Origin of the sequence: Streptomyces sp. CCM_MD2014 (assembly GCF_000772045.1) — a bacterium.
Lineage (GTDB): Bacteria > Actinomycetota > Actinomycetes > Streptomycetales > Streptomycetaceae > Streptomyces > Streptomyces salinarius.
In genome coordinates, this window is the sequence record NZ_CP009754.1 from 1,735,971 (window position 1) to 1,750,492 (window position 14,522).

Annotated in this window: 9 protein-coding genes; 4 read left to right on the forward strand and 5 right to left on the reverse strand. The window is 70.9% G+C overall.

Going from position 1 to position 14,522, the window contains the following annotated elements:
• Positions 1 to 488: 488 nt before the first annotated feature.
• Positions 489 to 2,078 carry an alpha/beta hydrolase gene (locus NI25_RS07675; RefSeq protein ID WP_061441717.1) on the reverse strand — a complete coding sequence of 530 codons (1,590 nt, stop codon included), beginning with the start codon at positions 2,076 to 2,078 and terminating at the stop codon, positions 489 to 491.
• A gap of 312 nt (positions 2,079 to 2,390) precedes the next feature.
• Here NI25_RS07675 and NI25_RS07680 point away from each other — a divergent pair, with 312 nt between their 5' ends.
• From NI25_RS07680 to NI25_RS07690, 3 genes are all read left to right on the forward strand, one after another.
• Positions 2,391 to 4,454, forward strand: coding sequence for a sensor histidine kinase (locus tag NI25_RS07680; RefSeq protein ID WP_107071654.1), 2,064 nt, complete (start codon positions 2,391 to 2,393; stop codon positions 4,452 to 4,454).
• Positions 4,455 to 4,594: 140 nt separating this feature from the next.
• Positions 4,595 to 5,266 (forward strand): response regulator, encoded by a 672-nt coding sequence (locus tag NI25_RS07685; protein ID WP_061446811.1) that lies wholly within the window; start codon positions 4,595 to 4,597, stop codon positions 5,264 to 5,266.
• A 1,226-nt stretch (positions 5,267 to 6,492) separates the two neighbouring features.
• Positions 6,493 to 6,960 carry a cupin domain-containing protein gene (locus NI25_RS07690; RefSeq protein ID WP_078884544.1) on the forward strand — a complete coding sequence of 156 codons (468 nt, stop codon included), beginning with the start codon at positions 6,493 to 6,495 and terminating at the stop codon, positions 6,958 to 6,960.
• Positions 6,961 to 7,319: 359 nt separating this feature from the next.
• Here NI25_RS07690 and NI25_RS07695 read toward each other — a convergent pair whose 3' ends face one another.
• The 3 genes from NI25_RS07695 to NI25_RS38370 form a co-directional block, all read right to left on the reverse strand.
• Positions 7,320 to 7,832: a GNAT family N-acetyltransferase gene (locus tag NI25_RS07695; protein WP_061441720.1), complete on the reverse strand. Its 513-nt coding sequence runs from the start codon at positions 7,830 to 7,832 to the stop codon at positions 7,320 to 7,322.
• A gap of 423 nt (positions 7,833 to 8,255) precedes the next feature.
• On the reverse strand, positions 8,256 to 8,567 hold the full coding sequence (locus NI25_RS07700; RefSeq protein WP_061441721.1) for a hypothetical protein: 312 nt from the start codon (positions 8,565 to 8,567) through the stop codon (positions 8,256 to 8,258).
• A gap of 118 nt (positions 8,568 to 8,685) precedes the next feature.
• Positions 8,686 to 10,836, reverse strand: a complete 2,151-nt coding sequence (locus tag NI25_RS38370) for an ATP-binding protein (RefSeq protein ID WP_061441722.1) — start codon at positions 10,834 to 10,836, stop codon at positions 8,686 to 8,688.
• A 304-nt stretch (positions 10,837 to 11,140) separates the two neighbouring features.
• Here NI25_RS38370 and NI25_RS07710 point away from each other — a divergent pair, with 304 nt between their 5' ends.
• Positions 11,141 to 12,502: a sensor histidine kinase gene (locus NI25_RS07710; protein ID WP_061441723.1), complete on the forward strand. Its 1,362-nt coding sequence runs from the start codon at positions 11,141 to 11,143 to the stop codon at positions 12,500 to 12,502.
• 1 nt (position 12,503) lies between these two features.
• Here NI25_RS07710 and NI25_RS07715 read toward each other — a convergent pair whose 3' ends face one another.
• The gene (locus NI25_RS07715; RefSeq protein ID WP_061441724.1) at positions 12,504 to 14,477 is read right to left on the reverse strand and encodes an ATP-binding protein; all 1,974 of its coding nucleotides are present in this window, start codon (positions 14,475 to 14,477) and stop codon (positions 12,504 to 12,506) included.
• Positions 14,478 to 14,522 lie beyond the last annotated feature (45 nt).

The following is a 14,522-nucleotide window of genomic DNA, read 5'->3' on the forward strand; positions in this document are numbered from 1 at the left end:
TCCTTCGTACGAGGGGCGGTTCCCGGACCCGCCGCCTCACCGGACCGGATACCGCCCCTGGACGGTGCCCTCGGGGTCCGAACCCGGGGGTACCGCACCCAGCCGGGTCTCCGTCCGAGCCCCGGCTGTCAGCGGCACCGATGTAGTGGTCGGACCGCCGTGTCGCACGGGATGGTCAACGGTGAGCGGACACTGTCCGCGCTGTGCCATCCGCCCCCAAGCGTTCAGCGCCTACGGAACCTCGGCAGGGGCGCGCCCACAGCACGAGGAGCACCGGGGCGGGTGGGACGTCGTGGCCGCCGGGGGACCGCGCCGGGCTCCAGGCGGCCGGGTCCCTGAGCCGTGCGGGCGGCGGCCCGCCGGACGCAGACCTTGGTGATCCGTCGGGCCTGAGGCCGGGCGGGTCCACGGCACCGTCCACGCCGGCGGGCAGCGGACCTGCCCGCCGCTGGGGACGGTGGCTCCGGGAAGCCGCGGGGACGCCGACGTCACGAGCAGACGGTGTCGTTCGCCGGGACCGTCCCGTCGAGCAGATACGCGTCGACCAGCTCGGTCAGGCAGTCGTTGACGGCGTAGGTGCCGTGCCCCTCGCCGTCCACGGTGAGGTGGACGCCGACCTTCTCTCCCAGTTCGTCCGCCATCTTCTTGGCACCCTCGTAGGGAGTGGCCGGATCACCGGTGTTGCCGATGACGAGGACTGGGTTCGCGCCGTCGGCCGACACCTCGACGCTGGGTGCGTGGCCGTCAGCGGGCCAGCCGGTGCACTGGAGCAGCCCCCAGGCCATCCAGTCGCCGAACACCGAAGATGCCGTGCGGAATCGGGGCAGGTGACGGTGTACGTCCTCAAGGGTGAAGCGGTCCTTGTAGTCCGCGCAGTTCACCGCGGTGTTGGCTGCGTTGATGTTGGCGTATCCGTCGTCGTCGATCCGTTCGTTGAGGAGGTCGGAGAGCAGCAGCAGTGCGCTGCCGTCGCCGTCCATGGCGGCCTCCAGTCCGCCCCTGAGCAGCAGCCAGCTCTCCTGGTCGTAGAGGGCGGCGGCGATGCCGTTGAGGGCGTGGCTCTGGGTCAGGGGACGCCCGAACTCCGTGGGCAGGGGGTCGGTGTCCAGGCGCTCGACCAGCGCGATGATGTCCTTCTCGCCCTGCTGCGGGTTCGTGCCTTCGAAGAAGCAGGAGTCCTGCCGTGCGCAGTCCTCCAGGAAGTTGCGCAGTGCGCCCTGGAACCCCTTCGCCTGGCCGAGGGCGCCGTTCAGGGCGTCCTCGGTGGGGTCGACCACGGCGTCGAAGACGAAGCGCCCGACACGCTTCGGGAAGAGATGTGCGTAGACGCCGCCGAGCTGTGTGCCGTAGGAGATGCCGAAGTAGTTGAGTTTCTCGTCGCCCAGGACGTGGCGCATCAGGTCGAGGTCACGTGCGGCCTCCTGGGTGCCGACGTGATCCAGCACCGCGCCCGACTCGCTCTGGCAGGCCCGGGCGAACGCGCGTACCCCACGCTCGCGGGCCTTCTCCTCCGTGGCGTCGTCAGGGGTGGCGTCCGCGGCCAGCCAGGCGTCCATGGCCTTCGTGTCCAGACAGTGCACGCCGGCACTGTCCCCGACCCCGCGAGGGTCGAAACTGACCAGGTCATAGCGCTTGTGAAGCGTCATGTACTCGTCGCCGGCGGCGAGGGGGAGGGTGAGCACCCCGGAGCCGCCGGGGCCGCCGAAGTTGAAGACCAGGGACCCGAGGCGCTTCTCGCCGGAGTCCGGGGACGCCTTCGCCCGGATCAGGGCCAGATCGATGGTTTCGCCATCGGGGTCCGCGTAGTCCAGCGGAGCCTTCATGGTGCTGCACTGCCACGTCGTTCCGTCCGGCAGCTTCTCGGGCCTGTCTCCGCCGCCCTGGGCCGTGGACGGAGCGGAACACGCGCTCCACTTCAGTTCCTGCTCGCTGAGAGCGGTGGGCACCGCGGGTATCGCGGCATCGCCGCGAGCGTCGTCGGCGGTCTCGGGGTTGCAGGCTGTCACCGCGGTGGCCGCCAGCACGGCGAGCGACGCCAGGGCGACAGCGGTCCGGGACATGCGAGGTTGTGCGGGCATGCTTGTGCCGGTCTCCAGTTGGTGTGGGTGATACGGGCGCAGTGGACGGCCGCTCACACGAAGTCGTGGTGGTGGGCGTACCGGTCGGTGCGTGTGCCCTGGAAGGACCTGATCCCCCCGGAGGCTCGACGCGACGACGCGATCCATGTGCCGATCCTTTCGCGCTGAACGTGCCGCCCCGTCGCCCGCCGGAAGGATCGTCGCCTAGTCCGCGGGACATAGAGCGGTGGCGCGACCGCAGGGCCGGCACCGCGTGACCCCTTGAACCCCGCGGTGTCGGGGAGGGCGACGCCCGGCCATACACTTGCGCCAATGGGGAAAGGACGTCGGGTCAGGCCACTGCCGGTACTGTTCATGGGAGCGCAACTGCTGCTGTGGTTCAGCGTCGTTGCGTCTTCGAAGGAGCCGCCGGACACCGTTGAGTGGATCACCGCCTTCTGTGCCACGGCGCTCGCTGTGGTGGCGCTCGATCGGCGTCACCGGGCACCGCTCGCCGCCCTGGGCGTCATCGTCGCGGTGTCCGTGGTGGGACAGATCCTGGCGCCACCCGACCTGCTGGGCCTGGTACCGGGGCCGGCGGTCATGGTGGCGCTGTTCACCGTCACCGTTCTGTGCAGCTGGCCCGTCGGCCTGGGCGCGACCGCGGCTGTCGCCGTCGTCCAGCTCCTGCAGGCGGCCGCACGGCACGGCGTCGGCGGTCTTCTCCTCTCCGACTGGCTCACTGGTGTCGGCCCTTTTCTGCTGGTGTCCGCTCTCGGCACCGGCCGCCGGCACTGGCTGCGGGAACGGCAGGCCACGGCGGAGCGGCTGGCCGGTGCCGAGCAGCAGCAGGCGCAGGCCGCCGAGGCGGAACGGGAACGGCTGGCCGGTGAGTTGCACGACATCAGCGCGCACCACCTCACCTCCGTCGTGGTATCCGTCGAGGCCGCCCGCAGGCTCGGTGACAGCAGGCCCGACCTGGCCGCGGAGGCACTCGCGTTCGCGCGCCGCACCGCACGGGAGACCCAGTCCGCACTGCGGCGTCTCGTAGCGGTCATGCAGGTGGACGACCCACCGGCTCCCCAGGCGATGACCGCTCCGATCGAGACGCTGATCGCCGGATTCGGCAGGCTGGGCCGCCCCGTCTCCGTCTCCCTGCCCGCTGATCTCACCGGACCCGCGGCGGAAGCGGCCCACGGCATCATCCGGGAGGCCCTGACCAACGCCCTTCGCTACGCGCCGGGCGCCGCGGTCAGCGTGCGGGTGCAACGGGCCGGGGACACTTTGCATCTGACCGTCGACAACGGCAGGCCGCCCGGCGGCACGGACACCGGCACGGCGGGGATCGGCTCCGGCCGGGGGGTGGAAGGAATGCACCGGCGTGCCGCCGTCCTCGGCGGGAGGCTGTCCGCGGGACCCCGCCCCGACGGAGGCTGGCGCGTACACGCCGTGCTCCCCGACGCCGCGTCCGGCCCTCGGCCGAGCCCAGGACGTCGGCGCGACTTTCCTCGCGAACAGCGGATCGCGGACAGGGCGGTCTTCGGCTCGGCCGCCGCGGTGGCGTCGGGCGTCGCCCTGACGAAGGCGGAGGACGCCGGCTACGGGGCCGGCACCTGCCTGCTGCTCGTGTCGGTGCTGACCCTCCACGCACTGCCGTTGCTGTGGCGCCGCCACGCGCCCTGGGCGGTCCTGGCGGTGACCGGGGCCGCCGCCCTCCTGTGGCCGGTTCTGCTCCGCGGTGGTGCGCTGCCGCCGTCCTCCGCGATCTGCTTCCTCGGCGGCGGCATCGTCGCACCGGCCGCGGTCTACGCGGTCGCGGCGTACGGCCGGGTCCTGAGAACCGCGCCCGTGCCCTCCGGCCGACACGTCCCGCCGCCGACGGCGCATCCACTGACATCTCCGGCGGGCTCACGGCTGTCGTTTCTGTCCGTGCCCGCCGCGGTTCTCCCGTCGGCGATCTCCTTCACGTCCGCCTTCGCCGCCGACGGGACGCTGCTCGGAGACCCGGCCGGGCCTTTTCTCGTGCTGTTTCTCGCCTGCTGGACGCTGTTCCTGTCCGGCCTGGGATGCACGGCCGCCTGGGGGGCGGGATGGCTGATGCACAGGCGTCGCAGGCGGGAACTGGGCCGGGAGGACACGGCCCTCACCACTGTGCTGTCGAGCACGAGGGCCATGGTCCACGGCGAACGGCAGCGAGTCGCCGTCGGTCTGCGGGAGACGGTGCTCCGGCAGACGGACCGGATGATCTCCTCGGCTGAGGAGGGCAGCCTGGAGCAGGTGGCCGCGGCTACGCGGGCGACACTGAGCGCCATGCGCCAGTTGCTCGGAAGCCTGGACGCCGGCAGAGCGCCGAAAGCGCCTCGAAGAGCCGTCGTGACGAACACCCCTCGCATGTAGAAGTGTCCGTGCCGACAGGTCGGCGACTGCGTGGCGGCCTCTGGATGCGCACGCCGACCTGGTGGGTCCCGCGCACCGCCTCCATGGGAGGATGCGGCGCAGACAGTGGCCCGGGTGCGGGCGAAGAGAGGAGCAGGACCATCGGTATCCGTGTGCTGGTCGTGGACGATCAGGCGATCGTCCGCGCGGGTTTCGTGGCGATCCTGACGGCCGAAACCGACATGACCGTGGTCGGCGAGGCAGCGGACGGTGACGCGGCTGTGGCGATGTCGGCACAGCTCGCGCCCGACCTGGTGCTCATGGACATCCGCATGCCGGGTATGGACGGACTGACGGCGACCCGGCTGATCACCAATCACGGTAGCGGCGCCCGGGTTCTGGTGCTGACCACGTTCGACCTCGACGCCTATGTCTACGAGGCTCTGCGCGCCGGGGCCTCCGGCTTTCTGCTCAAGGATTCCGAGCCGGAGGACCTCCTGGCCGCGATACGGGTGGTCGCCTCCGGTGACGGCGTCCTCGCGCCCGCGGTCACGGGGCGTCTGATAGCAGCCTTCGCTCAGGGGGCCTCCTTCGCTCCGGAGATCACAGGGGCGCTGGACAGCCTCACCAACCGCGAACGCGAGATCCTCGTCCTCGTCGCCACGGGCCTGAGCAACGCGGAGATCGGCGCGCGTCTGGAAGTAGCCGTGGGAACGGTGAAGGTGCACGTGAGCTCAGTGCTCACCAAGCTGGGCCTACGGGATCGTGTGCAGGCGACCATTTTCGCCTACGAGAGTGGGCTGGTCCGCCCGTCGGTGACGCCGGCTCTCTGAGCGGCCCTCCGCTTGCCTGCACCAGGGCGATCAGAGGGAGAGTTGGCCGCGAAGTCGGCAGGCGCTATCGCGGACCCGCGGTGGACTGCGCCGCCGCTGCCCTGCGCGGGCCGACTCCGCCCAGTCTTCTTCGCCTGCCGTCCAGGACCCCGAAAGCAAGGCCGCCCAGCGCGGACGGGCCAGGCCCCGGAACAGTCACCGCCGGGCCTTTGTCCGCTCCCCGTGCGCTGCTACTCGGCAGGTACGACCACGAAGACCACCGGCAGCGAAGGTCACGAAACCCGCACGGGTCGTTCCGTGATCTCACTGCGACGATCCGTGCCGTCGAGACACGGGGTTCGCGGACGGACGAGACGGCGCGTTGCTCCTGCCGGTGATCGACGAGTCGCGCCACATCAGTTACTGAAGCAATGCGAAGGTCACCTGTACGGCATCTTCCATGCATGATTCCTGGCTTCTCCTGCCCATGAAGCTCCCCTCACGCCCTTCGCGGAAGTGAACCTCGCCGGCGGTCGAGACAATCGACACTGCTGGGAGTGCGTCGTTCGACGGTCGGCGAGACGGCCGCCGACCCTGCGAATCATTCCTCACAAGAGGGACACAAGGTGCCATGTTGCTGTCACTCGTCCAGCCGCCGTATCGCGGCATCGTGTGCTCGGATATGTCCCGCAGCTCCGACGAGAGGCTCGATACACGAGGAGGATGGGACCCACCGTGCCTGCACCCACCGTCTGGGAAGGAACCCGCTTGAGGGCGAACGCGCCGTCGCCTTCGTCTTCTTCGGCATCGACGAGCAGACGAGCGGCAGCAGGGCTCCCGAGGAGCTGACCGCGGCCGCCCGCTTCTGCCGCCCCTTCATGCTGTTGGCGGACGGACCCACCGAGGCGCGAACTACCCGGCCCCAACGGCGGGCAGACGATCCTTCCGGCGACTCCTGGGAGACCACACGCTCCGCAGTCGTCGACGCAACGGGCCGATCCGGCGGGCCGCCGTCACTGCCCCGGCGACACCCCCGCGACACCCTCGAGAACGCCACGCCCTCCACGAGCGGCGCTGTTCTCGCCACCCGTCCGGCGAGCATCTTCGCCGGCCGCTCTTCGACCGTTCCCGGCACCGGATGGGCGCGAGGTGGCGGTTGACGGCCCGTGGTCCGGGCACAGGCCACGTCTCTTCCCACAAGCCAGGCGCACCACAGCGCTCCCCGCACCCGCAAGAAAGTACGAACCATGTCTTTGCCCCCACTGCACATACCGCCGGACGGTGGATCCCCTGTGTTCCTCGTAGGAGACACCTACACCACCTTGCTCAGCGCCGCTGACACCGGCGGTGAACTGGCCCTGGCCGAGGCCGTCGTTCCGGCCGATGCCGGCCCCCCGCCGCACACCCACCATGGCGAGTCCGAGACGTTCGTTCTTCTTGAGGGAACACTTCGTGTGACCGCCGGTGACGAGCAGTTCGACGTCGAACCCGGAGGGGTTGTGTACGTCCCCCAGGGCGTTCGTCACTCCTTCAAGAACACCAGCCCGGACCACCCCGCCCGCATGTACTTCCTCTATGTGCCTGGCGGCATGGACGGCATGTTCCAGGAGATCGGCCGCCCCGGTGTCCGGGGCCAGGTCGGCCCTCCCCTCGACCCGGCCGATGTGGTCGCCATGGGCGAGGTTGCCGAGAAGTACGGCTACACCCTCGGCTGAACGACCGCCCCTCCGCGACGCCGCCGCAACCGCCGTACCCGGTGCTTGGGCGGACGTTCACCAGACGCATACCGGTCACCGGCCACGGTGCGCCGAGATGGCGTCCCACTGTGTGCAACGCCAGTGCGTTAAGGGTTCGTGCGCCCTGTCGAGAAGGCGGGACCTCTGGTAGTTCGCATGGTGTCGAAACCTTTGCGAGTGTCCCGGAGGTTCCGTTGCCGCAGAATCCTGTCAGCGTCAGGTCCGGTGCGACAGCCCTCGACGTGTATGCGCCCGGCCATCTGGGCGAGTTGACCGAGATCATCGATCCCGAGCTGATCGGTGCGGTCCTGGAGGACAGCGGTGCCCGGCAGCAGCGGCTACGGCTGCTCGACGGGGACGGTGAGGTCGGCGGTCGAGCGGTGAACGGCGGGCCGGGAGGCGCCGAGCGTCCTCAGGATTCTCAGCATGCGCACGTTGTCCAAGCCGGTCATGACACTCATGGAGCAGCAGCCGAAGGTGCGGGCCTGCTCCCGGGCGTACTGCGCCAGCGTGGTGCCCAGGCCACGGCTCTGCCACGGATCCTCGATCATGATGCCGAGTTCGGCGGTGCTGGGCTCGGTCGTGCGGACCAGGTTGGTGGTCGCGATGAGTCGCTGTGGGTCGTCCTCCGGGTGGGTGACCCAGGTGAGGCCCAGGCCGGGGCGGGTCAGGTGGTGGAACTCGCCCCGGCGCAGGGAACGCCGGGCGGCCTGGTAGCGCGCGAAGCGCGTCTCGAGCGAACAGCGGTTTTGCAGCGCGTTCACCGCGTCGAAGTCAGCGAGCGTAGCGGGACGGGTGAGGGTGCGGGTCCCGGTGTGAGGCAGACGGGGGCGATGGGGTGTGGTGGTCATCGGGGCGGGGGCGGCATAGTGGTCCTCGGCTTATGAAGTCAGGGAAGGCGGGGGCAGGGCACGGTGCAGGAGTGCGGCAACCGCCGACAGCCGTTGCGGGGCCACCGACCGGGGCTCGTCACCGTCATTTGCGGTGTCGTCCCCCATGGCAGGATCCCGGCCCCTTGGAAGGGGGTCATTCCCGTGCGGGCCCGGCCGGAGCGGGAGGCTGTCGTCCATGACGAAGCTGACCGTCGAAGCATGGGGCTGAACAGCCGTGTCGGCGACGCTGCCGAACGACACGGAGTGTTCGGAACACGCGCCCCGCGCCCCGCTCACCGACACGACCTCTCGGTCCGGGGCCGCAGCAGCGTTCCGAACTCAGGGGAACGGAACCCCGGACCGTCACAGATCAAGGTTCACCAGACTACGGGAGAGGGACACTCACGCGTCGGGGTCCTGGTGGTAGGCGTGACGGTCGGTGTGTGGGCCTCGGGAGGACGTGAGGAACCGGAGGGCCGACGCGACGAGCACGGTGATCAGAAGGGCGACGCTGAGCAGGAAGGTCCATTCGACCCACGCACCGCCGGACCGCCCCTTCTCGAACGCTGAGAACAGCCGTGCGCCCACGGGGTAGGAGATCATGCAGACGATGACGAGGGGCCAGAAGGACAACACCTTGAGAGGCTTGGTCCACGCGGTGAGGGCAAGGGCCACAACAGCGATCAGGGCGACGAGAACATGCATGCGATCCATGAGCCGATCCTTTCGCGCGGAATCCGCTGCGATCTCGGCCACCAGGAGGAATCGCACCTAGTCCGCGAAGCATAGACCCGCACGAGGGTGCCGCCCTTCCGCCTGCCGCCCTCGTGCGTCAGCGCTCCACGCGGCTCTGTTCCCGGTCGCCCACGGAGGAGGTGTACCCGTCCGGCACACCGGACGGGTACACCTCCTCATGCCACAGACGAGCCGAGACGCGCTCGACCGCAGTCCTGAGATGACGGCGGTAGGTGCTCAGAGACACTCCCAGTCGTTCGGCCGCTGCCCGGTGCGTGGCCGTCCCTTCGACGAACGCGGTCACCGCGGCCTGGTGCGGTCCGTGCCCGCCTTGCTCCTCGGCCAGCTCGTAGACGGCCTGTTGGAGCACGGACGCCAGGTCTGCACCGCCTACGGCAGCCACCCGGCTACGCCGCAACGGATTCAGCGCGAGCTCCGACGGCCGCCGCAACGCACGCAGTGCCGCGTGCACGGCGTCGGCGAACTCCTGCTCGGACAGGACCCCTGTCCGCGTCCGCGCCTCGTCCGTGCGGACGAGGCCGGTACCGTTCACGCGATGGCAGGGGTCGCGGCCGTCGCCCTCACCCGACACGGAGTGCAGCAGCCCCCGCAGCCAGTCGGAAGCGGGGAAGACCCGCACGTCACGGGCGAACAGACGCTGGAGAACGCCACCGACGCCCCAGCGGTGCTCCGTGGGAAGCAGCCCGTGCCGGCGCAGCGCCCCGTCCCAGACGCCGTCGTCCCGGAGCACGAAGAACACCCAGGCCGGTCCGCCGGTCCGCACGGTCTCCGCGACGAGGCCCCGCAGCGACAGCGCCATGGCCGATGAGGCGTCCCGTCGCTCTTGCGGGCCGGCGTGGAAGCGGGCCACCGAGATCCGCTCGTTCGCCCGCAGTGGCCCGTGCCGCCGGACGTGGTCCCAGACGGCGGCGACCACGGGATCTGCTGTCTCCCCTTCGTACGCCGTCAGCCGCAGCCAGGCCGAACAGGCTCGCGGTGGGCCGTACGGGAGCGGCCGCCGGACCCTGAACGCCTCCGGCTGGTGATGCAGCCAGAACCGTGCGTTCTTCACAGATTCCGGCCCCTCGCAGTCCTCGATCAGGCCGAGCACGGTGGCCTCGTCCACAGGCTTGCACGCCTCGTCCTCGTGGCTGTCCCGCGCGGCCCCCTCATGGGCGGGTGGCAGCACCGTGATGTCCCGGTACAGGCGGTGCAGGGCTCCCGCAGCGTCCAGGGCGCGGTCGAAAGGCACGGTGCGTATCTGCTCCACCAGGTGGTCGTGCAGGCGCTCGTGCAGAGCGGCGAACCCATCGGGGTCGTTCCATCTGGCGTCGTGCTCGACCGTGTTGCGTACCGCCTCGTCCAGCAGCAGGCCGCACCCGACGGCCGTCACCCAGGGCTGCGCTCGCAGCCACGCGAACGACCGGGCCGCCGCGCCGGCGCCGAGTTCGGCGCGCAGCAACTCCTCCGTGACGGTACCTGCCCGGGCGGTCACCTGCAGAGCCCGTCGGTGCTGCTCGGTGGGAAGACTGCCGACGAGACGGTGGAACAGGACCGCGGTCAGCCGTCGGGAGACGCCCCCGTCCATGGACCACCCCGCTTCCCCACCGGTGCGGGCGGTGGCCGCGACCAGGGACAGAGCCAGGGGATTGCCGCCCGCGAACTCCCGCACGGGGACGTGCAGGGGCGGCGGCACGTCCTGGTCGCCCAGGACCTTGGTGGTCTCCTCCGCGTTCAGCGCGGGCAGCTTCACGGACCGGGCGCAGGCGGCCCAGCCGGGATCGGTTCTCCAGCCGAGCTGCGGCGGGGTTCTTGACGCCATGACCACGACCGCATCACTCGGTACGTCGGGCAGGAAGCTCTCGCGCAGCCACGCCTCCAGCCCGGTGCACCGCTCCAGGCTGTCGACCAACAGGACGGGTGCGGGATCGTCAAGGACGTCACGGAACGCATCCAGGCGACCGCAGGCGTCCGCCGGTGTCCTCGCACCGTCCACCCACACCACCGTCCTGCCGGCGGCGGTCGCGTCCAAGGACAGGCGGTGCAGCAGGGCGGACTTACCGATACCGCCGGGCCCGTGCACGAAGAGGACGGGACGGGCTTCGGCTTCTCCCGCCAGTGCCGCTCGGAACGCGTCCCGCTCGGCCGCCCTGCCGACGAAGGCCCGGGCACGTGCGGCGTCCACGTGCTCGCCGAGCAGACCGCCACCACAGGAGCCGGCGGGGTCCGTGGCGTTGCTGCCGCTCACTGGGTCGGCTCGGGTAGGGACTGGTCCCGGACTCACCGGAACTCCTCTGCGAAGGGATCGGTCAACCCCTCCAGTCCAACCGTCCCGGTCGTCCGCGAGCTCCGCCTTCGAGTGGAACTCGCGGATCGGCCGACCGGACGAGGTCGCTCTCCTGCTCGTCCTGGAGAACGAGTACGTGCACCCGGACGCTTCTGCACAGACATCCGGACTGTCCGTGCTCGCGCTGACCCACGGACGAGGGGTAAGCCGTCTTCCGGTGTCCCGGCGGGCCGCTGTCGGTCGGCGCGGTCTACCGTGGACCGTCATGAGCTCACTGAACTCGTGGCCGCGCCGCCGTCTGCCCCCCGCCCTGACCGACCTGGCCCTGGGCGTTCTCCTGACAGGCTGGTGCCTGGCCCTGCCGTCCCTGGTCCCTGCGAGCGAGGCCCTGCACAACGCGCCGGGCGGCTGGTGGGTCGCGCTCATCCTGGTCTGCGGTGCGCCCATTACCGTTCATCACCGGTTCCCGCTGGCGAGCCTCGTGGTTGTCGCGGTCGCCTGCAGCATCCTTCAGGCGCTGCGTTACGTGCCCCACCTGGTGGGGCCGCAGGGGACCGCGATCAGCCCCACCTACCTGTGCGCCGCGACTGCCCTGTTCCTGACCGCCGTGCGGACCGAACACCGCACCGCCGCTCTTGTGGCGCTCCTCCACGTTCCGGCGCTGTCCGTGACGGAAGCCGTGCTGGCGCCCGCGGGTCACTGGCTTGCCGCGGGCGCGACCGAGGCGGTGCTGACGGCCGCGGCCTGGTCCCTCGGCCGGCTGGTACGAACCCGGACCGCTATGCAGGATCAGGCGCTGGAGCGCGCCAAGGCACTGGAGGGTGAACAGCTCGCCAAAGCCCGTGCCGCCGTCATGGAGGAACGCGCGCGCATCGCCCGGGAACTGCACGACATCGTCGCCCACAACGTCAGCCTCATGGTCGTGCAGACCATCGCCGCCGACCGGGTCCAGGCCCGCGACCCGGAGAAGGCCCACGAACTGCACCGCACCATCGAGGAGACCGGCCGGGCCACCGTCGCCGAGCTACGGCAACTGCTGGACGTGCTCCGCACCGACGACGAGGACGACACCGACCCCAGCAAGCAGCCGCCGCAGCCCACCATCGACGCCATCCCGGCGCTGCTGGAGTCGGTACGTGCCGCCGGTCTCCAGGTCCACTGCGCCATCAGCGGGGAACCGGGCGACCTGTCGGCCGGCTCGCAACTGGCGGTCTACCGGATCGTGCAGGAAGCCCTCACCAACACGCTCAAGCACGCGGGCCGCACCCGCACCGCCGTCACGCTGGCGTGGGAGCACGACCGTCGCAGGCTCTCCTTGAGGATCTGCGACGCGGGCCCCGGCGAGCAGGCCGCGCCTTCACCGGCCCACGTCTTCGACCGGGGGGCGGGGCACGGGCTGGTCGGGATCCGGGAACGGGTCGCGGCCATGGGCGGCACACTGCACACCGGTCACCGGCCCGGAGGCGGTTACTGTGTGCATGCCGCCCTCCCCCTTCCGTCCGTGTACGGCCCGCCCCCGCCGGACGACCGGAGCTCCTGCGTCCTCGCCGATCCCGTTGGCCACGAGGACGGCACCGGGTCCCACGACAACGAGGCCGGGACCGCCCTCGCTCTCCCGGTCACCTGAGTCAACGCCGCGACCGGTCCGCGGGTGACAGCAGCGGGGTTCCGGACAGCTCGTGCTCCCACATGATCCGCGTGATCCGGCGTGTCGCCCACGCCAGGTGGCGGCGGTAGGTGCTGAAGGGAAGCCCCAGGCGCCGAGCGGCGGCCGCCTGCGTCGAGGCCCCTTCGACGTAGGCGGCGGTCGCCGCCCGGTAGCCCTTGTCACCACCGCGCTCGAGCGGCAGGCTGCCGATCGCGCTGGTGACCACGTCCTTGAGACCCATGCCGTGCGCCAGGACGAGACGACTGCGCTGGAGCGGGTTGAGCGCCAGCTCACGTGGCCGGCGCAAGGCTCGCAGAGCGGCCTTCGCGGCGACGGCGAACTCCTCCTCGCCCAGCACCAGGATCTCCGCCGCCGTGCGCGGATCCTTCCCGGAGCGGGCTGGACCAGGAGCGGCGCCGGTGAGCAAGGGAGCGTTCGCCGCACCCCCCAACACCGCGGGCAGGGCACGCCGGTCGCAGGCGAAGAGACGGTGACGGTGGCCGTCGACGGTCACCGTGCCGGCCGTCGGCTCCATGGCGTGGTGGCGCAGATGAGAGTCCCAGAAGCCGTCGTCGCGCAGGACGGCGAACGCCCAGGCCAGTCTGTCGTCGCGGATGATCTCCCCCACCATGCGCCCGAGGGACGCGTCCATCACGGGGGAGGGACGGTGATCGCCGTACTCGCCGACGTGGAACCGCGCCAGCGCGATGTGCTCGCCGGCCCGCACCGGACCGTGCTTCCTGGTGTGCGCCCAGGCGGCGGCGACGACCGGGTCCTCCGCCTCCCCTTCGAAGGGCGTGAGCCTCAACCACGCCGAACCTCCGACGTCATCCTCACCGGGCCCGAGGCGGCGCAGATGGACGTTCTCGGGCTGCTCGCGTAGCCAGTGCGCGGCTATGCGCGCCGACTCCGGTCCCTCCTGGCGGCGTATCCGGCGGATCAGCGTCGCCTCGTGCCCGACCGCGCGGGGCAGCTCTTCGGCCCGGCCGCCCGACGGCCGGCCGTGCGCATCTGCCAGAAAGCGCCCGGAGCGGTGGAGGAAGCGCAGGTCCCCCACTGTCTCGAGGACGCGGGAAGCGGGTCCGAGCCGCGTCCGTTCGAGCAGGTGGCCCCGGATCCTCCGGTGCAGTTCTGCGAATCCGGCCGGATCACGCCAGCGCAGATCGGCTCTCAGCGCCTCGCGTACGACGGCGTGGGGTGCCACACCGAGCCGGGTGGTCTGGACGAACGGCTGGTCGCGCAGCCAGAGGAAGAGATCCTCACCCTGGTCACCGAGGACCGCCCGCAGCAACGCCACCGAAGTGACGCGGGCCTGGGCGCACACGTCCAGGGCTGCCTGGTGAGCCTCGTCGGGCGGGGTACCGACGAGCCGGCGCAGCAGAGTGGCGACGGCGTCCTGGCCCAGCGCAGGATCCGCGCAATCGGCACCGCCCCCGATCTCCGTGCGCACCGCCGCCTCCGCGGCCAGGGCGAGAGCCAGGGGGTGCCCTCCGGTGAACTCCGTCAGGGCGTCGTGCAGGTGAGGGAGCACGCCTCGCTGCCGGAGGAACGCCGCTGCGTCGGGGTTGCTCAGACCGCCGAGGGACAGTACACGCAGCAGCCCCGTCCAGCCCGGGTCGGCCGGCCAGTGAGGGTCAGGCTCGTGGCGGCTCGCCACGACGGCCACGGTGCCCCAGGGGAGGCGGGGCAGGCACTCCTCACGCAACCAGCCCTCCAAGGACCGGCAGTGCTCGAAGGAATCGACGAGCAGAACGGCTCCAGGCTCCCGCGTGACGGGACGTACGGCACGCGTGAACGCATCGGCGGTCGCCGGCGTGGTCCGCCCGTCGACCCGTACGACGGTGCGGCCTGCGGCACGGGCCTCCAGCGCGAACCGGCGCAAGAGCATCGACTTGCCCGTGCCCTCCGGACCGTGCAGGTAGAGAACGCAGGCGGCGTCGGATGCGCCGTGCAACGCTGCGCGGAAGGAATGGAGCTCATCCCTGCGTCCAAGGAATGA